The organism is Pseudomonas sp. NPDC088414 (assembly GCF_044753325.1).
Taxonomy (GTDB): domain Bacteria; phylum Pseudomonadota; class Gammaproteobacteria; order Pseudomonadales; family Pseudomonadaceae; genus Aquipseudomonas.
Genome location: NZ_JBIVMY010000002.1, coordinates 51,870 through 70,036, shown reverse-complemented (window position 1 = coordinate 70,036; position 18,167 = coordinate 51,870). Strand labels below are relative to the sequence as shown.

Below are 18,167 nucleotides of genomic sequence, written 5' to 3'. Positions count from 1 at the left end.
TCAGATCAAATGGTTGCGCTTGGCGAATTCGCGCAAGTACACCGCTGACTTTGAGTGCAGACCCAGCTTTTTTATCAAGCGGGTTTTGTAGGTGCTGACGGTCTTGTGGCTGAGGAACATTTCGGCCGCGATATTCTTGTTGGGCTTGCCCAGGGCCAACTGCTCGAGAATGCTCAGTTCACGGTTGGAGAGCTCGTCGATCAGCTGCTTTTCGCTGCGGTGCGACGGCGACGACACCGGGCCGCTATCAGGCAGTGCAGCAAAATAGGAGTAGCCCGACATCAGCGCCTGGACAGCCTTGTGCAATTGCAGCAACTGGTTGGTTTTGGCCACGTAACCCATGGCGCCGCTACGCAGACAGCGATCCTGATAGTGCAGCGGATCCTGAGAGGTAAAAATCAGGACCCTGCACTCGGGATCAGTGGCCTTGAGCCGCTCCAGTACCTCCAGTCCGCCGAGCCCCGGCAGCTTGAGATCGAGTACCACCAGTTTCGGCTTGTGCTCCCGGCTCAGCGCCATGGCTTCGCTGGCGCTGGATGCTTCGTGAATCACCTTGAACCTTTCGGTTTCGAGGACAAGTTTCACGGCAGCCCTTACCACCGGATGATCGTCGACGATCAGCGCTGACTTCATGACCGCTCCCAGTGCAAAAACAGGACGATGGATAGCGCCACCCGCTGTTCCCGCCGGGGTGGCTGCGCAAAGACTGTTACACGGGAAGCAAAGCGTATCTACCTGTCAGATCTGACAGTTGCGCCAAAGGGAAATCCATGCTCAAGCCCCGGTGCTGCGAGGCTGGCGCCGTTTTCCATGTGTTCGCCGCGCAAACCGGGGCAACATCGACCCGCGCCATCAGGTCCTTGATCGCAGCCGCATTGGGCAAGGCGACGGGGCTGATCTGCAGGTTTTCCTGAGCGAAGCCAGCAGGCGTCAGCGCAGGTGCCGAGGGTTCGTTATAGATCAGGACGTGGCGCACCTGCGGGTTGTGCAGGAAAAACCCCGGCAGGTCCAGCGCTCCGGCCGCCAGCTCGGCGTTGATGACCACGACGTCGAACGGTGCACAGCCGTAGTCCACCAGGGTCAGTAATTCAAGCAGATTCTGTATCGGAGCGATGCGGAAGTAGTCGAGGCCATTGAACAGGCGCTCGATTTTCATCCGGTGAAAATGCTGCGGATCGGCAATCAGGATGCGCAGGGATTTATTGATCATGCTCGATCTCGGGGCGGTGGATGGGTGCGCCAAGACTACGCAAGCCTCAGGAGCAGTTCTGTAGGACTTTTCCTAAAAAACCGGTCATTCATCCCCACCCTTGAGCCATGCCGAAGGGCTGTCCGAGGTTGTTGCCTTATTCCGTCGTACTCGGACTCCAGAACGCCTGCACCACCAGCGCTGAAGTCGAGATCCGCGCCACCAGGGCATCCAGCTCGTCACCGTCCACCGAGGTGGTCGCCAGCGTGGCTTCGATCTCGATTTCGTCGGCACCGAAGGCGTGCACATCGACGTCGCTGGCCGGGTAGTTGCTGCGTTCCAGCTCGGCTTCGAGCAGGGCAAACACGGCTTTCTGCTGCGAGCGCCGGGCGATCACGTAAACGATGTTGGTGACTTCCGCCGAGACCACGTCCAGCGGCTGGCGGTTGATGTTGTTGACGATCGGCCGCAGCAAGGTGTTGGCGGCCAGAATGAACAGCGTGCCGAGCACCGCTTCGGCCAGCAGGTCAGCACCGGCGCAGGCACCGACGGCGGCGGAAGTCCACAGAGTCGCGGCGGTGTTGAGGCCGCGCACATTACCCTCCTCGCGCATGATCACCCCGGCACCGAGAAAGCCGATGCCCGAGACCACGTAGGCGACCACCCGCACCGCGCCTTCAGCACCGCCGAGACGGTTGGCCATGTCGACGAATATTGCCGCGCCGACCGCCACCAGCACGTTGGTGCGCAGGCCGGCGGTGCGTTGCCGGTACTGGCGCTCGAAACCGATCAGGCCACCGAGGATGAAGGCGGCGCTGAGGCTGACCAGGGTGTCGAGCAGTGAATCGAGGTTGAGGTTGTTGATGGCTTGCATAGTCTTGTCCTTGAAAACATCCGAATCCCCTGTAGGAGTGAGCCTGCTCGCGATAGCGGTGTGTCAGTCGTTGAAATTTTGACTGACGGATTGCCATCGCGAGCAGGCTCACTCCTACAGAGGGAACAGCGTTGTCCTGTTGTTATTGCCAGCCGAACCGGCGGATGTAGAAACCTTTCACCGCCTGAGTCAGCGCCATGTACGCCAGCAGGATCACCGGCAGGAACACGAAGTACAGCGACGGCAGCGCCTGCAGTTTGAAGTAGTTGGCCAGCGGCCCCATCGGCAGGAAGATCCCCACCGCCATGATGATCCCGGTCATTACCAGCAGCGGCATGGCTGCACGGCTTTGCAGGAACGGAATCTTCGGCGTGCGGATCATGTGCACGATCAGCGTCTGGGTCAGCAGCCCCACCACGAACCAGCCGGACTGGAACAGGGTCTGGTGGTCCGGGGTGTTGGCATCGAACACATACCACATCAAGGCGAACGTCAGGATGTCAAAGATCGAACTGATCGGGCCGAAGAACAGCATGAAGCGCCCGACATCAGCCGGCTGCCAGCGCTGCGGCTTCTTCAGCATCTCCTTGTCGACGTTGTCGAACGGAATCGCGATCTGCGAAATGTCGTAGAGCAGGTTCTGTACCAGCAGGTGCATCGGCAGCATCGGCAGGAACGGAATGAACGCACTGGCCACCAGCACCGAGAATACGTTGCCGAAGTTGGAACTGGCGGTCATCTTGATGTACTTGAGCATGTTGGCGAAGGTCCGGCGCCCTTCGAGCACGCCCTCCTCCAGCACCATCAGGCTCTTTTCCAGGAGGATGATGTCGGCGGCTTCCTTGGCGATGTCCACCGCGCTGTCCACCGAAATCCCGATGTCGGCGGTACGCAGCGCCGGCGCATCGTTGATGCCGTCCCCCATGAACCCGACCACGTGCCCGTTGCCCTTGAGGATGCGCACGATGCGCTCCTTGTGCGACGGCGTCAGCTTGGCGAACACGTTGGTGTTCTCCACCGCCACCGCCAGCTCAGCGTCGCTCATGCGCTCGATGTCGTTGCCCAACAGCAAGCCCTGTTGCGCCAGACCGACTTCACGGCAGATCTTCGCGGTCACCAGTTCGTTGTCACCGGTCAGCACCTTGACCGCCACGCCGTGCTCGGCCAGCGCTTTGAGCGCCGGTGCGGTGCTTTCCTTCGGTGGATCGAGGAACGCCACATAACCGATCAGCGTCAGTTCCTGCTCATCCGCCAGGCTGTAGGTGTCGCGACCTTGCGGCATCGAACGGGCAGCCACTGCCACCACGCGCAAGCCTTCAGCGTTGAATGCTGCGGTGACCTGACGAATCCGGGTCAGCAATTCATCGCTCAAGGCTTCCTCGACATCGCCGTGCTGCACACGGGTGCACACCGCCAGCACTTCTTCCACCGCACCTTTGCAGATCAGTTGATGTGGCTGACCACGCCCTTCGACCACCACCGACATGCGCCGGCGATTGAAGTCGAACGGTATTTCATCGACCTTGCGAAACGCCGTGCCGACCTTCAGTTCGCGGTGGATTTCCACGTGCTCCAGCACCGCCACGTCGAGTAGGTTTTTCAGCCCGGTCTGGTAGTAGCTGTTGAGGTAGGCCATTTCCAGCACGTCATCGGAATCTTCACCCCAGACATCGACATTGCGCGCGAGGAAGATCTTGTCCTGGGTCAGGGTGCCGGTCTTGTCGGTGCACAGCACGTCCATGGCGCCGAAGTTCTGGATCGCATCCAGACGCTTGACGATGACTTTCTTGCGCGACAGAAACACCGCACCTTTGGCCAGGGTCGAGGTGACGATCATCGGCAGCATTTCCGGGGTCAGACCCACGGCGATCGACAGCGCGAACAGCAGTGCTTCAGTCCAGTCGCCCTTGGTGAACCCGTTGATGAACAACACCAGCGGCGCCATGACAAACATGAAGCGGATCAGCAACCAGCTGACCTTGTTCACGCCCATCTGGAACGAAGTCACCGCGCGATCAGTTGCCCCCACACGTTGGGCCAGGGCACCGAAATAGGTGCTGTTGCCCGTGGTGAGAATCACCGCCACCGCCGTGCCGGATACCACGTTGGTGCCCATGAACAGGATGTTCTCCAGCTCCAGCGGATTGCGCGTGTCGCGGTCGGCCTGACGGGCAAACTTCTCCACCGGCATCGATTCACCGGTCATCGCTGCCTGGCTGACGAACAGGTCCTTGGCGCTGAGCACCCGGCAGTCGGCGGGAATCATGTCGCCGGCGGACAGCACGATCAGGTCGCCCGGCACCAGTTGCTTGATCGGCAACTCGACGCGCGGCTCATCGCGGCGCATCACCGTGGCGGTGTTGCTGACCATGGCCTTGAGCGCGTCGGCGGCCTGGTTGGATTTGCTTTCCTGCCAGAAACGCAGCAGCGTCGACAGCACCACCATCGAGAAGATCACGGTGGCAGCTTTCAGGTCTTCGGTCAGCCACGAGATCACCGCCAACAGAGTCAGCAGCAGGTTGAACGGGTTTTTGTAGCAGTGCCACAGGTGGGTCCACCGTGGCAGCGGCTGCTCGTGATCGACTTCATTGAGGCCGTACTGCGCGCGCAGTGCATCGACTTCAAAATCGGTCAGGCCGTCGGTGTGAGTACCCAGCGAAGACAGCAGTTCGCCGCTGTCGCGATGGGCCGCATCGACCAGGGTGTTGGCCAGGGTGGGCGGCACTTCACGGCTGACCGTGGTGTCGTTGATCGATTCCAGCAGCGCCAGACGGCGGAAGTGCCGGGCGATGTGGCGTGTGCGCAGGAAGCCTGCGAAAAATTCCTTGAGCGTAAGTTTCATGGCTGTTGCCCCTATGGTCAGCCGGGAAACCGTCGAGCAGGTACGACCATGCCTCGTTCACCGGAAAATCCGGCACGGCAAGGCTTGGCGCGCCGGTCACAAAGGACAGGCGTGTCGATAGGTTTGCGATCACGACCACACGGTCGAAATCACATACTTTCAGTGTCGATGAGAAGGACGTCGGGACATGGTCTCAACTGACCATGATCGGGATGCCGCTGCTCGCTTTACGGCGAGACAACGGCAGAGAAAGGCTGCGCGTTATCTTGCCGAGAATCTGCCGGTTACCGAGACCGGCCGACAACTGTCACTCGAACAAGTACCCACTGTGGGTCTCCGCTATTGATGAAAACGCGCGAAGCTTACGCCTCGATGATTGGAGAGTAAACCCGTGTAAGGAGGTGTGTCGGGGAATATCGGGGATGTTCAGGAAGGGTTCAGGATTCAGATTTTTCGCCGGTCTTCAGGGCCCTATCGCGGGCAAGCCCGCTCCCACAAGAATCTCCAGTGAATACAAGTTTTGCATCCGACACAGATCCTGTGGGAGCTGGCTTGCCAGCGATTGCGGTGGATCAGGCAATGCTGATTCAGCTGGCAGTCGCCAACAACAGATCCGCCACCGAACGATGCCCACGATGCTTGCCATGCTCATACAGCGAACCGGCAATCTCGTCGGCACGCACCGGCAGCACCGACAGCAGCGTGTCGCTCAGACCATGGCTGGCCTGGCAGAAGCCCTGCATGTACAGGCCGGCCTTGCAGCGCTCGTCGGTGATCAGTTTGTAGTTGCGATCGACCTCGAAATCACCGAGGTATTCTTCCAGTGGCGCCAGCAGTTTGCGGTGCATCTGCCGCTCGTAACCGGTGGCCAGGACCACGGCGTCATAGATACGCACGGTGACTTCGCCGGTGGCGTTGTTGCGCACCGCCAGTTCGATGCCGCGCTCGGTGGCGGTGGCGCTTTCGACGGTGGTCAGGGTACGGAACGCGTGACGGGCGATGCCCGAGACTTTCTGCCGATAGAAGATGCCGTAGATGCGCTCGATCAAGTCGATGTCGACCACCGAGTAGTTGGTGTTGTGGTACTCGTTGACCAAGCGCTCACGCTCGGCGCTGTTTTGCTGGAACACCAGATCGGTGAACTCCGGCGAGAAAACTTCGTTGACGAACGGGCTGTCGTCCGCAGGCTTGAGGGCCGAGCCGCGCAGGATCATGTCGACCTGCACCGACGGGAACGAATCGTTCAGATCGATGAAGGCTTCCGCCGCGCTCTGCCCGCCGCCGATGATCGCGATGCTCATCGGTTGGTTGTTCACACACGGCTGTTTGGCCATCTGCGACAGGTACTGCGAGTGGTGGAACACACGGCTGTCGCCCTTCAGCGCCTTGAACGCTTCGGGAATCCGCGGCGTGCCACCGGCACTGACCACCACCGACCGCGCAGTGCGCACGAACTGCTGGCCTTCGCTGTCGCGGGAGATCACGCGCAATGCTTCAACCTGATGGTTGTGCAGCACCGGTTCGATGGTCAGCACTTCTTCGCCGTAACGGCTCTGTTCGGTGAACTGCCCGGCGACCCAGCGCAGGTAGTCGTTGTACTCCATGCGGCACGGGTAGAAGGTGCCGAGGTTGATAAAGTCCACCAGACGCCCGTGAGCCTTCAGGTAGTTGACGAACGAGTACGGGCTGGTCGGGTTGCGCAGGGTTACCAGATCCTTGAGGAAGGAAATCTGCAATTCGCTCTGGGTCGACAGGGTGTTGCCGTGCCAGCTGTAGTCGGCCTGCTTGTCGAGGAACAGCACATCCAGTTCGCCGTGGGTCGGGCCGCGCTCTTGCAGAGCGATGGCCAGCGCCAGGTTCGAAGGGCCGAAACCGACGCCGATCAGGTCGTGAACGATGGGCGATGCAATTGCCTGAGTCATTTCCAGTGTCCTCTGGATGAACCCCTCAACAAGGGGAAAGGAGAGCCTAAGTGACCCAACTGGCCTTGAGCAGGACAGCAGGTCGTCTGTTGAGTAGGAACGAGGACAGTGAAATAAAATTTAGCGATGGCGGCTCAATGGGCATCCCATTGCTTGATGCGCAGGCGGCAATGCTTCATCGCATTGACGATGTGCTTTTCCACCAGCGCCTTGGAAATCCCCAGATGTTCGGCGATCTGCGGGTGCGACAGGCCTTCGATCTTGCGCAGCAGAAAACTGTCGCGACACAGCGGCGACAATTCCGCCAAGGCGCGCTGGAGCATCTCCAGACGTTGGCCGTGGTCGAGGGTGCCGTGGGGCGACGGGGTGAAATAACGCTCTTCGCTGTCGAGCACTTCCAGCGGTTCGACCTGGCGCAAGGCGTTGCGCCGATGATCGTCGATCACCAGATTCAGTGCCGTGCGATAGAGAAAGGCCCGCGGCTGCTCGATGGGCGTGTCGCTGGAGCGTTCCAGAACCCGCACATAAGCGTCATGCACCACATCTTCGGCGACCTGACGGTTGCCGAGCTTGGCGTTCAGGAAACACACCAGCTCGCGATAGTAGTTTTCCAACATGACTCCCGGCCGCTTCGATGCGGATTCGATCCTTGAGCACACTGATCGAAGGCCCCGCAAACACGGGTAGCAAGATAGTGGCAACTTGAGGTGCGTAATTTATAGTAATTCTCATATAGATTTAAAGTGGCGTTTGTCGTTGCCCGTCAAATAGTGGCGTTCTATACCTGTAACATCCTGTGTCTTCGCTTAAATTCCCCTCCACATCCATCGTTTACAGGACAGCTCCCCGTGTCTGTCGCGCCCCGCGACAGCGTTCAGCGGCTGCGCGCTGTTGCGTGCAGCCGAACGACGGGCCGAATTCCACTGGCCGGAACCCTGCATGAAACGTCCCCGCCCCGCTCGACGCGCCCTGCTCGCAGTCCTTTGTCTGATTCCCGTTGTTGCCTACGCCGCATGGCAAATCATGCCGCCGGGCCGCGAGCGCTTCGCCACCGTGCAAGTCAGCCGTGGCGACATCGAAAGCAGCGTCACCGCGCTGGGCACCCTGCAACCGCGCCGGTATGTCGATGTCGGCGCGCAGGCCTCCGGGCAGATCCAGAAAATCCACGTGGAAGTCGGTGACGTGGTCAAGGAAGGTCAACTGCTGGTGGAAATCGATCCGTCCACGCAGAAGGCCAAACTCGACGCCGGACGCTTCTCCATCGAAAACCTCAAGGCGCAATTGCAGGAGCAGCGCGCCCAGCATGAACTGGCGCGGCAAAAGTATCAGCGGCAGCAGAATCTCGTGGCCGGTGGCGCCACCCGTGAAGAAGACGTGCAAACCGCCCGCGCCGAACTGAAAGCCACTCAGGCCCGCGTCGACATGTTCCAGGCGCAGATCCGCCAGGCAGAAGCGAGCCTGCGCAGTGATCAGGCCGAACTCGGCTACACCCGAATCTACGCGCCGATGGCCGGCACCGTGGTTGCCCTCGACGCCCGCGAGGGCCAGACCCTCAACGCGCAACAGCAAACGCCGCTGATCCTGCGCATCGCCAAGCTGTCACCGATGACCGTGTGGGCCGAGGTCTCCGAGGCCGACATCGGCCATGTCAAACCGGGCATGACCGCCTACTTCACCACCCTCAGCGGCGGCCAGCGCCGCTGGAGCAGCACCGTGCGGCAGATCCTGCCAGTGCCGCCCAAGCCGCTGGACCAGACCAGCCAGGGTGGCGGCAGCCCGGCCAGCAGCAGTAAAAGCGGCAGCGCCCGCGTTGTGCTGTACACGGTTTTGCTCGACGTCGATAACGCCGACAACGCCTTGATGGCCGAGATGACCACCCAGGTGTTTTTCGTCGCCAATCAGGCCAAAGGCGTGCTCACCGCCCCGGTCGCCGCGTTGCAGGGCAGCACCACGGCCAACCTGCAAACCGCGCAGGTGGTGGCGGCCAATGGCGACATCCAGCAACGCGAGGTACGCACCGGCATCAGCGACCGGCTCAAGGTGCAGATTGTCGACGGCCTCAACGAAGGCGATCACCTGCTGATCGGCCCGGTCGACGGCAGCGGAGGCTGAATGCAAACGCCTCTGATCGACCTGCAGGACATCCGCAAATCCTACGGCGGCGGTGACGCTCCCGAGGTTCACGTGCTGCGCGGTATCGACCTGTCGATCCACGCCGGCGAATTCGTGGCGATTGTCGGCGCTTCCGGCTCTGGCAAATCGACCCTGATGAACATCCTCGGCTGCCTCGACCGGCCGACCTCCGGCGAGTATCGCTTTGCCGGGGAAAACGTCGCCGGCCTCGACAGCGACGAGCTGGCCTGGCTGCGCCGCGAAGCCTTCGGTTTCGTGTTCCAGGGCTATCACCTGATTCCATCCGGCTCGGCTCAGGAAAACGTCGAGATGCCGGCGATCTATGCCGGCACCCCGGCCGCCGAACGTCACGCCCGCGCCGCCGCCCTGCTCGACCGCCTCGGCCTGGCCTCGCGCACCGGCAATCGCCCGCATCAGTTGTCCGGCGGTCAGCAGCAACGGGTGTCGATTGCCCGGGCGTTGATGAACGGCGGCCACATCATCCTCGCCGACGAACCCACCGGCGCCCTCGACAGCCACAGCGGCAAAGAGGTGATGACGCTGCTCGACGAACTGGCGAGCCAGGGCCACGTGGTGATCCTCATCACCCACGACCGCGAAGTCGCGGCCCGGGCCAAACGCATCATCGAAATCCGCGACGGCCTGATCATCAGCGACAGCGCCCGCGATAATCCCCACGCCCAGATCAGCGCCAATCCCGGCACCCTGCAAGCAGTGGATCTGCGCCAGCGTCTGGCCGTGGGCGCGGACGCCACTGGCGCCTGGAAAGGTGAACTGGTCGATGCCCTGCACGCCGCGTGGCGAGTGATGTGGATCAACCGCTTTCGCACCGCACTGACCCTGCTCGGGATCATCATCGGTGTGGCGTCGGTGGTGGTGATGCTGGCGGTCGGTGAAGGCAGTAAACGCCAGGTGATGGCGCAGATGGGCGCGTTCGGTTCGAACATCATTTACCTCAGCGGCTCGGCGCCCAACCCGCGCACGCCGCCGGGGATCATCACCCTCGACGATGTGCACGCGTTGGCCAGCCTGCCGCAAGTGCAGCGGATCATGCCGGTCAACGGCGCCGAGGCCGGGGTGCGTTACGGCAATGCCGACCACCTGAGTTACGTCGGCGGCAACGACACCAACTTCCCGGCGATCTTCAACTGGCCGGTGGTGCAAGGCAGTTACTTCACCGAGGCCGACGAGCAGAACGCTGCAGCCGTTGCGGTGATCGGCCACAAAGTCAGCAGCAAACTGCTCAAGGATGTGCCTAACCCGATCGGCCAATTCATCCTGATCGAGAATGTGCCGTTCCAGGTGGTCGGCGTGCTTGCGGAAAAAGGCGCCAGCTCCGGCGACTCCGACAGCGACAATCGCATCGCCATCCCTTATTCGGCGGCCAGCGTCCGGCTGTTCGGCACGCGCAATCCGGAATACGTGGCCATCGCCGCCGCCGACGCGCGCAAGGTCAAGGACACCGAGCAGGCCATCGAGCAACTGATGCTGCGCCTGCACAACGGCAAGAAGGATTTTGAACTGACCAACAACGCCGCGATGATCCAGGCCGAGGCGCGCACCCAGAACACCCTGTCGCTGATGCTCGGCTCGATTGCCGCGATCTCGCTGCTGGTCGGCGGTATCGGGGTGATGAACATCATGCTCATGACCGTGCGCGAGCGGACTCGCGAGATCGGCATTCGCATGGCCACCGGCGCCCGCCAGCGTGACATCCTCCGGCAGTTCCTCACCGAAGCGGTGATGCTCTCGGTGGTCGGCGGCATTGCCGGGATCGCCCTGGCGCTGATCGTCGGCGGCGTGCTGATCCTCAGCGAAGTGGCCGTGGCCTTTTCCTTGATGGCGGTACTTGGCGCCTTCGGTTGCGCCCTGGTCACCGGCGTTGTCTTCGGCTTCATGCCGGCCCGCAAAGCTGCCCGGCTTGACCCGGTCACGGCCCTTACCAGTGAATGATCGATCTATGAAACCGCGCCTCAGCCTGTTGACCGTGTGCCTGATCCTCAGCGCCTGCGGCAGTCCCGTTCAACGCCCGGACAGTGGCGTGCAGCCGCCAGCTGCCTGGCAGTCGCCCCATGGCGCCAGCGTTGCCCGCAACAACCCGCAGTGGTGGACGCAATTTGGCAGCCCGGAACTGGATCGCCTGATCGAACAGGCTCGCGTCGGCAGTTTCGACCTCGCGGCCGCCGTTGCTCGAGTGCGTCAGGCGCAGGCAGGCACTGTCATCGCTGGCGGCTCTCAGTTGCCGGAGGTCAAGGCCGGTCTGAATGCCAATCGGCAGAAACTGCTGCGCGGCAATGGCTACAGCCAACTCGATGCCAACAGCAGCAACAAGGCGGTGGACTATTTCGATACCAACCTGAGCGCCACCTACGAAATCGATTTCTGGGGCGGCAAACGCGCCTCGCGCGACAGTGCGCAGTTCGCCCTGCAGGCCAGCGAATTCGACCGGGCGACGGTCGAGCTGACATTGCTCAGCGGCGTTGCCAGCACGTATGCGCAGACCTTGTCGCTGCGCGAGCAGAGCCGCATCGCCGAACTCAATCTGGCCAACGCGCAAAGCGTGCTGAAACTGGTGCAGACGCGGTTTGATTCAGGCTCAGCCACCGCGCTGGAGCTGGCGCAACAGAAGAGCCTGGTCGCCGCCCAGCAATGGCAATTGCCGCGCGTGCAACAGCAAGCCCAGGACGCGTTGATCAGCCTCGCCGCCCTGCTCGGCCGACCGGTGCAACAACTGTCGGCGACAGAGTCCTTCGAGCACCTGCAGTGGCCAGACATCGCCGCCGGCGTGCCCAGCGAGTTGCTCACGCATCGTCCGGACATCGCACGCGCCGAAGCCCAGCTGGCCGCCGCCGAGGCGGACGTCAAAGTCGCTCGCGCGGCCATGTTGCCGGCACTGACCCTGACCGCCCAACTCGGCTCGGGCGCCAATCAGTTCGACGATTTGATTCGCAGCCCTTTCTACAACCTGACCGCCGGGCTGGTCGCACCGATTTTCAATAACGGTCGCCTCGGCGCTGAACGCGACAAGGCCTCGGCGCGCCAGCAAGAGCTGCTGGAAACCTACCGTGGCGCGATCATCAACGGTTTCGCCGATGTGGAAAAAGCGCTCAATAGCATTCGTCGCCTGGATGAACAGCGGTTGTGGCAGGACGAAGAACTGAATCAGGCGCAGACCGCATTCGACATCGCCCAGAGCCGCTACCAGGCCGGCGCCGAAGACTTGCTGACCGTGTTGGAAACCCAGCGCACGCTGTACGCGGCCCAGGATCAGCATGCACAACTGCGGCTGTCACGAGTGCAGGCCAGCATTGCGCTGTACAAGGCACTTGGCGGCGGGTGGCAGACTTTGTAATCGAATCAACACAACAACCCTGTGGGAGCTGGCTTGCCAGCGATGAGGCCAGCACTCCCGACATCAACGTTGCCTGACCCAATGCTATCGCTGGCAAGCCAGCTCCCACATTGATTGACGGTGTTGCCGCTATCTCGGGCTGACACCTGAACCTGTGGGAGCGAGCCTGCTCGCGAATGATCGATGACGCAGCCCTCAAGCCGGGCTGGTTTTAGGCTTCAGATTGCGCGCATACCAAGGCCGTTGCGGCACGCGGCGGAACAGGCCGGCGAGTTTTTCCTCGTCGGTGATGAAGGTAATGCGCAGCGCCAGCTTCATGGTTTCCGGATCCATCTCCACCGTCTTGCCCATCTGCAATCCCGGCGTGGTGCTGCAGCCATGGGTGATCGGCCCGAGCCACGGGTCGTCGACTTCCACCCAGCGCCCCGGAGCAAACCATGGCACGCCATTGACCTGCAGCCGCGTGACTTCGCCCGGATGGAAACGCTCATGGGCGCGGAACCAGTCCTCGATGCGATCGTCGATCCAGCCATGGAAATGCCAGAACGTCGGGTTGACGTGTGAAGAAAACGGATCGCCAAGGAAGTCGTTTTCGGCGTTGTACCAGCGGGCAGCGAAGTCCGCCGGATCGCGGGCAAACGGTACCGGCTGACCATTGGACGGATCGCGCGGCACGGAGGCCCAGCGCATGTGCAGCCAGTCATGCAGGCCCAGTTCGACTTCGGAGCCGAACTGGCCGAGGGTGAGCCGGGCCAGATACGCCGGATCGCGATACTGCGACTCCCAGACCTGGAAGTTGCTTTCGTAGGTCTCGGCAGTCTTGATGTCGCTGACCCACTGGCTGAACTCGTCATCGCCCGCCGCCGTCCAGGTGGGCGGCAAGGCCGCGCCGTCGTGGTTGTCGAAATAGCGGGCGAAGCCGACGCGGTCGCGAATCAGCTCCGGCTGCGGCAGCGGGAAAAACGCCCACGACGGCAGATCCTGCATCGAGCGCGCCGTACCGAGCATGTGCCGGTGCATGAAGAAAAAGTCCACGCCCGAGCCATTGCGATCCTTGCGCGGGCCACGGGCATCGCGCTCCTTGTCGCGCGGGCCGGGCTGCCAGCCAATGCCGCGCAAGGCTTCGCGTTTGTCCTCGGGCAGTTTGTGCCACTTGTCCCGGGTCGCATGCCACAACTGGTGAAACAGGCGATGCTCGGGAGAGATCAACCACGCCAGCAACGTCGGGTTGAGCGGCGTGCGCTCGCGCGCTTCGGGAAACAGCCGTTTGACGGCGACGAAGCGGTTGTCCTGCGCCGGCAAGGCCAGCGCTCGATCCAGGCGCAAGGCCTTGCCGCTGAGCGTGCCACTGCCGGCATTGCCGAAGTCGGCCCAGACCTCATCGAGGATCATCTCCAGCTCATAGCTGATCTGGCCGTCGGCGCCGATCAGGCGCCAGCTCAGCTTCGCCGCATCGGCTTTCGCGAGGTCGCCCAGAATTCGATAACGCGGGGTTTCAGCGGAGCGCAGGCGCTCGGGCGTGTCGAGAAAACCGCACACGCCACGGCCCTTCTGGCCGATGTCGAGAAACACTTGCAGGCCCTTGGGCGGCAAGCCTTCGAGGCCGGCATCGGCACCTTCGAAACGGATATCCCACACCCCGCGCAACGCATTCGCCAGGCGCTGCCCGGCCATGTCCGCGACATCGAAAGACGCTTCGCCCGGGGTGATCGTCGGGTCCGGCTTCGTCCATTCACGATGCCCGAAATACGCCGCAGGCACGGCAGCGCCGGTCAGCGCCAGGCCCGCCATGAACCATCGTCGAGAAATCTTCATTGCCCTACCTGTGTCAGCCATGAAGCAGGCTTTATCCAAGCTAGAACGTTTGTTGCCCCGGCAAATTTAACGCGCCCGACGATGATGACCCGTGGCGAGGGGATTCATCCCCGATGAGTTGCGAAGCAACTCCCATCCGACGCTGGCGGCGACACCAGAAGGGACAGCGCTGGCAGGCTTTGCGAGCGCTTCGCACTCGATCGGGGATAAATCCCCTCGCCACAGCACCAGGCTTAAATTTTGTTGCCAACCACTCGTTCCTCCCAGATAGCGAAGGCCCCGCGCCTGCACCTCGATGGCGAACCTGACTGAGATGGCAATGACAAAACCACGTTCGAAAAAGGCTCTATTCATCGGCCTGCCGTTGGCTCTGGCGATCAGCGCCGGCGCAGGCTTTGCCGTGTGGCACCACTGGTTCAAGGACGACCTCGGCTACCCGGCCAAAGTCATGAAGCAGGCCGATGAGCTGCACGAACGCATGCTCTCTTTCGACAGCCATGTCAGCCTGACGCAAAATTTCGGCACCGATGGCCACGAAGCCGACAAGGACGGCGACGGCCAGTTCGACCTCGCCAAGGCCAACCGTGGGCGCCTGTCCGGCGCGGCCCTGACCATCTTCGGCTGGCCGGAAATGTGGAACGGCCCGAACGCCCCGCACAAGCCGACACCCGGCTTCGTCGACGAGGCGCGCAACCAGCAGGAAATCCGCTTCAAGATCATCTCCGGGATGGTTCGCGACTACCCCAATCAGGTCGCCATCGCCTACACCCCGGACGATTTCCGGCGCTTGCACGGCGAAGGCAAATTCGCGATTTTCATCAGCATGCTCAACGCCTATCCACTGGGCCACGACCTCAACCTGCTGGACTTGTGGACGGCGCGCGGCATGCGCATGTTCGGTTTCAGCTACATCGGCAACAACGACTGGGCGGATTCGTCGCGGCCGCTGCCATTCCTCAATGATTCGCCGGACGCCCTCGACGGCCTCTCGGATCTGGGCAAGCAAGCGGTCAAGCGCCTCAACGATCTGGGCGTGATCATCGACGTCTCGCAAATGTCGACCAAGGCCCTCGAGCAAGTCGCGCAACTGAGCCGCACGCCGCTGGTGGCCTCGCACTCGGCACCGCGCGCAATGGTCGACATTCCGCGCAACCTCAGCGACAAGGAAATGCAGCTGATCAAAAACAGCGGCGGCGTGGTGCAGATCGTCGCGTTCTCGCAGTACCTGCGTCCGCTCACCCAGCACACCCAGGACAAACTCAACGAGATGCGCAAGGACTTCGACCTGCCGCCGCTGCCGAACCTGGCGATGGCGTTGATGCCGGGCGACCCGATCATTGCGGCGTGGTCCGAGCAGAAGTTCGGCCAGTACGCCAGCCGCCTCTACGGCATCCTCGAAGAAGAACCGAAAGCCAGCCTCAAGGATCTGGGCGATGCCATCGATTACGCGGTGCGCAAGATCGGCATCGACCATGTCGGCATCAGCTCCGACTTCAACGAAGGTGGCGGCGTCAAAGGCTTCGAGAACGTCGGCGAAATCCGCAACGTCACCGCCGAGCTGATCTCACGCGGTTATTCCGAAGCGGACATCGCCAAGCTCTGGGGCGGCAACTTCCTGCGGGTCTGGGATCAGGTCGAGAAAGCCGCGAAACCGGCACTGGCCACTGCGCCGGGAACTGCCAAGCCATGAGCAATCGTCGTGAGTTCTTGAAGCAGGCGGGGATTCTCGCGGCGGCGTTGCCACTGGGCGCGAGCCTGCCGAATGTCGCCGGTGCCGCGAACGCCGCGCCCGTGACCGGCAACAAATGGACGCGGTTGCAGCAGTTGTTCGATCAGGATCCGGCGTATCTGCACTTCTCCAACTTCCTGATCACCTCGCACCCGAAACCGGTGCGCGAGGCGATTGAGCGGCACCGCGCCGCCCTCGACAACAATCCCGGACTGGCCATGGATTGGGACCTCGGCGTGATCGAACAACGCGAAGAGAACGTGCGGGTCTGGGCCGGTCGCTATCTGCAAGCCGACGCCAAACAGATCGCCCTGACTGGCAGCACCACCGAAGGTCTGACGACGATCTACGGCGGCGTGCACGTGCGCCCCGATCAGGAAATCCTCACCACCGAGCACGAGCACTACGCGACCCACACCATCCTTGCCTTGCGTAGCGAACGCGACGGCACCCGGGTGCGCAAGATTCGTCTGTTCAAGGATTCGTACAGCGCCAGCAAGGCAGAAATCCTTGCTGCCATCGACGGCGCCATCCGCCCCGAAACCCGGGTGCTGGGCATGTGCTGGGTGCATTCGGGCAGCGGCATGAAACTGCCCATCGGTGAAATCGGCGCCATCGTCGACCGGCACAACCGTGGTCGCAGCGACGCTGACCGCATCGTTTACGTGGTCGACGGGGTGCATGGCTTCGGCGTGGACAACCTGAACTTCGCGCAAATGAACTGCGACTTCTTCATCGCCGGCACCCACAAGTGGATGTTCGGTCCGCGTGGCACCGGCATCGTCTGCAGTCGCTTCGCTGAGGTCAGGTACGTCACCCCGATCATTCCGACGTTCTCTGAAGCCACGGCGTTTTCCACCACCATGACGCCCGGCGGCTATCACTCGTTCGAGCACCGCTGGGCGCTGGACGAAGCATTCAAATTGCATCTTGAGCTGGGCAAGGCCGAGGTCGAGGCGCGCATTCACGCGCTCAACAGCTACCTGAAACAACGCCTGCAGCAACGTCCGCAGATCGAACTGGTGACGCCACTGAGCCCCGAGCTGTCCGCCGGTTTCACCTTCTTCCGGGTCAAGGGCAAGGACAGCGACAAGATCGCCGCGCACTTGATGGCCAACCGTGTGGTGGCCGATGCCGTGCACCGTGACGTCGGCCCGGTGATCCGCACCGCACCGGGGCTGCTCAACGACGAAGAGCAAATCGACCGCTTGCTGGCCGTGCTCGACCAGGCCCTGTGAATCCGGGCGATCCCTTTTTCCTTTTAGCGAGACTCGCAATGAACAGTGAACCGCGTCGATTTTCCTTGAAGGCGCTGCCGGCGCTGATGCTCACCGCCCTCGCCGCCGGCCTGCTGCCGGGTGCCGCGCAGGCCGCCACCCCGCCTGCGCCGGGCAAGGTGTTCAAGGACTGCAAGGACTGCCCGGAAATGGTCGTGCTGCCCACCGGCACGTTCACCATGGGCACCCCGGAGGATGAGGTCGGCCGCGAGCCGGACGAAGGACCGCTGCACCCGGTGACGTTTGCCAAACCGCTGGCGATCAGCCGCTTCCAGATACTGCGCGGCGAGTGGGACGCCTACCTCAAGGACAGCGGCTACAAAATGCCCGACGGTGACGAACGCCCCGGTCGCGCGTGCAAGGCGGGCATCCCGGATTATCAGGGCAGCGACCCGCGCAAGCAGTACACCGACAAGCACCCGGCGGTGTGCATGGATTTCCCGGAGGTCGAAGCTTACGTGGCCTGGCTGTCGAAGAAGACCGGCCAGCAATACCGGCTGGTCAGCGAGTCGCTGCGTGAATACGCTGCCCGCGCCGGCAGCACCGGGCCGTTCCCCTTCCCGTTCGACGAAGGCAAGGAATACAGCATCGCCAAACACGCCAACACCTACGGCGCCGCCGATGGCTACAACTTCACCGCGCCGGCCGGCAGCTTTCCGGCCAACGCGTTCGGCGTCTACGACATGCACGGCAATATTTATGAGTGGACCGCCGATTGCTACAACGAGAATTACGTCGGCGCGCCAAGCGATGGCAGTGCCTGGCTGAGCGGCAAGTGCGAAGTGCGGCGCATCCGTGGCAACGACTGGGGCGAAGCGCCGGTGTTCTCGCGTTCGGGCAACCGCAACGCCACCTACACCGACACCCGTGGCGACTGGATCGGCTTCCGGGTCGCCCGTGATCTGTAACGCCATCGCCCGGCTAAATTAGCCGTCCTGCCAGTCGTTCTACAGGTGGGCGCGATCCTCCATGGCGCGCCCACCGCCCTCTACGTCATCCAGGCGAACCCACGCGCAGTGCCGGTGTTCGCCGCT

At 62.3% G+C, this 18,167-nt stretch carries 13 protein-coding genes; 6 read left to right on the top strand and 7 right to left on the bottom strand.

Annotated elements, in window-relative coordinates; translation table 11 throughout:
* From ACIP8I_RS03195 to ACIP8I_RS03170, 6 genes are all read right to left on the bottom strand, one after another.
* Complete coding sequence (locus ACIP8I_RS03195) at positions 1-633, bottom strand: response regulator transcription factor (RefSeq protein ID WP_007968285.1); 633 nt, start codon at positions 631-633, stop codon at positions 1-3.
* A 76-nt stretch (positions 634-709) separates the two neighbouring features.
* Positions 710-1,210: a chemotaxis protein CheY gene (locus ACIP8I_RS03190; RefSeq protein WP_400758622.1), complete on the bottom strand. Its 501-nt coding sequence runs from the start codon at positions 1,208-1,210 to the stop codon at positions 710-712.
* A gap of 136 nt (positions 1,211-1,346) precedes the next feature.
* Entirely contained in the window at positions 1,347-2,063 is a 717-nt protein-coding gene (locus ACIP8I_RS03185) for an MgtC/SapB family protein (RefSeq protein WP_027614024.1), read from the bottom strand.
* A 142-nt stretch (positions 2,064-2,205) separates the two neighbouring features.
* A complete protein-coding gene (mgtA, locus tag ACIP8I_RS03180; protein ID WP_400758620.1) occupies positions 2,206-4,905 on the bottom strand; it encodes a magnesium-translocating P-type ATPase in 2,700 nt (899 codons plus the stop codon).
* Between the two features lie 587 nt (positions 4,906-5,492).
* Positions 5,493-6,827: a lysine N(6)-hydroxylase/L-ornithine N(5)-oxygenase family protein gene (locus ACIP8I_RS03175; protein ID WP_400758618.1), complete on the bottom strand. Its 1,335-nt coding sequence runs from the start codon at positions 6,825-6,827 to the stop codon at positions 5,493-5,495.
* Positions 6,828-6,961: 134 nt separating this feature from the next.
* Positions 6,962-7,444, bottom strand: a complete 483-nt coding sequence (locus ACIP8I_RS03170; protein ID WP_045122005.1) for a sigma-70 family RNA polymerase sigma factor — start codon at positions 7,442-7,444, stop codon at positions 6,962-6,964.
* Positions 7,445-7,766: 322 nt separating this feature from the next.
* Here ACIP8I_RS03170 and ACIP8I_RS03165 point away from each other — a divergent pair, with 322 nt between their 5' ends.
* From ACIP8I_RS03165 to ACIP8I_RS03155, 3 genes are read left to right on the top strand one after another with little or no spacing between them, the layout of a single operon-like run.
* Positions 7,767-8,939: an efflux RND transporter periplasmic adaptor subunit gene (locus tag ACIP8I_RS03165; RefSeq protein WP_225138204.1), complete on the top strand. Its 1,173-nt coding sequence runs from the start codon at positions 7,767-7,769 to the stop codon at positions 8,937-8,939.
* Positions 8,940-10,913: a MacB family efflux pump subunit gene (locus tag ACIP8I_RS03160; RefSeq protein ID WP_400758615.1), complete on the top strand. Its 1,974-nt coding sequence runs from the start codon at positions 8,940-8,942 to the stop codon at positions 10,911-10,913.
* 7 nt (positions 10,914-10,920) lie between these two features.
* A complete protein-coding gene (locus tag ACIP8I_RS03155) occupies positions 10,921-12,312 on the top strand; it encodes an efflux transporter outer membrane subunit (protein ID WP_400758613.1) in 1,392 nt (463 codons plus the stop codon).
* A gap of 195 nt (positions 12,313-12,507) precedes the next feature.
* Here the strand turns inward: ACIP8I_RS03155 and ACIP8I_RS03150 are convergent, their stop codons facing one another.
* Positions 12,508-14,127 (bottom strand): PvdJ/PvdD/PvdP-like protein, encoded by a 1,620-nt coding sequence (locus tag ACIP8I_RS03150; RefSeq protein WP_400758612.1) that lies wholly within the window; start codon positions 14,125-14,127, stop codon positions 12,508-12,510.
* Positions 14,128-14,446: 319 nt separating this feature from the next.
* Here ACIP8I_RS03150 and pvdM point away from each other — a divergent pair, with 319 nt between their 5' ends.
* Genes pvdM through ACIP8I_RS03135 form a run of 3 tightly spaced genes read left to right on the top strand, consistent with a single transcriptional unit; the run spans position 14,447 to position 18,041 of the window.
* A complete protein-coding gene (gene pvdM, locus ACIP8I_RS03145) occupies positions 14,447-15,817 on the top strand; it encodes a pyoverdine-tailoring dipeptidase-like protein PvdM (RefSeq protein WP_400758610.1) in 1,371 nt (456 codons plus the stop codon).
* Complete coding sequence (locus tag ACIP8I_RS03140) at positions 15,814-17,094, top strand: aminotransferase class V-fold PLP-dependent enzyme (RefSeq protein ID WP_400758609.1); 1,281 nt, start codon at positions 15,814-15,816, stop codon at positions 17,092-17,094. The genes pvdM and ACIP8I_RS03140 overlap by 4 nt, the downstream gene beginning before the upstream one ends.
* Positions 17,095-17,132: 38 nt before the next feature.
* Entirely contained in the window at positions 17,133-18,041 is a 909-nt protein-coding gene (locus ACIP8I_RS03135; RefSeq protein ID WP_400758607.1) for a formylglycine-generating enzyme family protein, read from the top strand.
* Positions 18,042-18,167: the final 126 nt, after the last annotated feature.

Excerpts from the sequence above, each read along its gene's own strand:
- ACIP8I_RS03195 (WP_007968285.1), bottom strand. The coding sequence starts at position 633 with ATGAAGTCAGCGCTGATCGTCGACGATCATCCGGTGGTAAGGGCTGCC.
- ACIP8I_RS03190 (WP_400758622.1), bottom strand. The coding sequence starts at position 1,210 with ATGATCAATAAATCCCTGCGCATCCTGATTGCCGATCCGCAGCATTTT.
- ACIP8I_RS03185 (WP_027614024.1), bottom strand. The coding sequence starts at position 2,063 with ATGCAAGCCATCAACAACCTCAACCTCGATTCACTGCTCGACACCCTG.
- mgtA (WP_400758620.1), bottom strand. The coding sequence starts at position 4,905 with ATGAAACTTACGCTCAAGGAATTTTTCGCAGGCTTCCTGCGCACACGC.
- ACIP8I_RS03175 (WP_400758618.1), bottom strand. The coding sequence starts at position 6,827 with ATGACTCAGGCAATTGCATCGCCCATCGTTCACGACCTGATCGGCGTC.
- ACIP8I_RS03170 (WP_045122005.1), bottom strand. The coding sequence starts at position 7,444 with ATGTTGGAAAACTACTATCGCGAGCTGGTGTGTTTCCTGAACGCCAAG.
- ACIP8I_RS03165 (WP_225138204.1), top strand. The coding sequence starts at position 7,767 with ATGAAACGTCCCCGCCCCGCTCGACGCGCCCTGCTCGCAGTCCTTTGT.
- ACIP8I_RS03160 (WP_400758615.1), top strand. The coding sequence starts at position 8,940 with ATGCAAACGCCTCTGATCGACCTGCAGGACATCCGCAAATCCTACGGC.
- ACIP8I_RS03155 (WP_400758613.1), top strand. The coding sequence starts at position 10,921 with ATGAAACCGCGCCTCAGCCTGTTGACCGTGTGCCTGATCCTCAGCGCC.
- ACIP8I_RS03150 (WP_400758612.1), bottom strand. The coding sequence starts at position 14,127 with ATGAAGATTTCTCGACGATGGTTCATGGCGGGCCTGGCGCTGACCGGC.
- pvdM (WP_400758610.1), top strand. The coding sequence starts at position 14,447 with ATGACAAAACCACGTTCGAAAAAGGCTCTATTCATCGGCCTGCCGTTG.
- ACIP8I_RS03140 (WP_400758609.1), top strand. The coding sequence starts at position 15,814 with ATGAGCAATCGTCGTGAGTTCTTGAAGCAGGCGGGGATTCTCGCGGCG.
- ACIP8I_RS03135 (WP_400758607.1), top strand. The coding sequence starts at position 17,133 with ATGAACAGTGAACCGCGTCGATTTTCCTTGAAGGCGCTGCCGGCGCTG.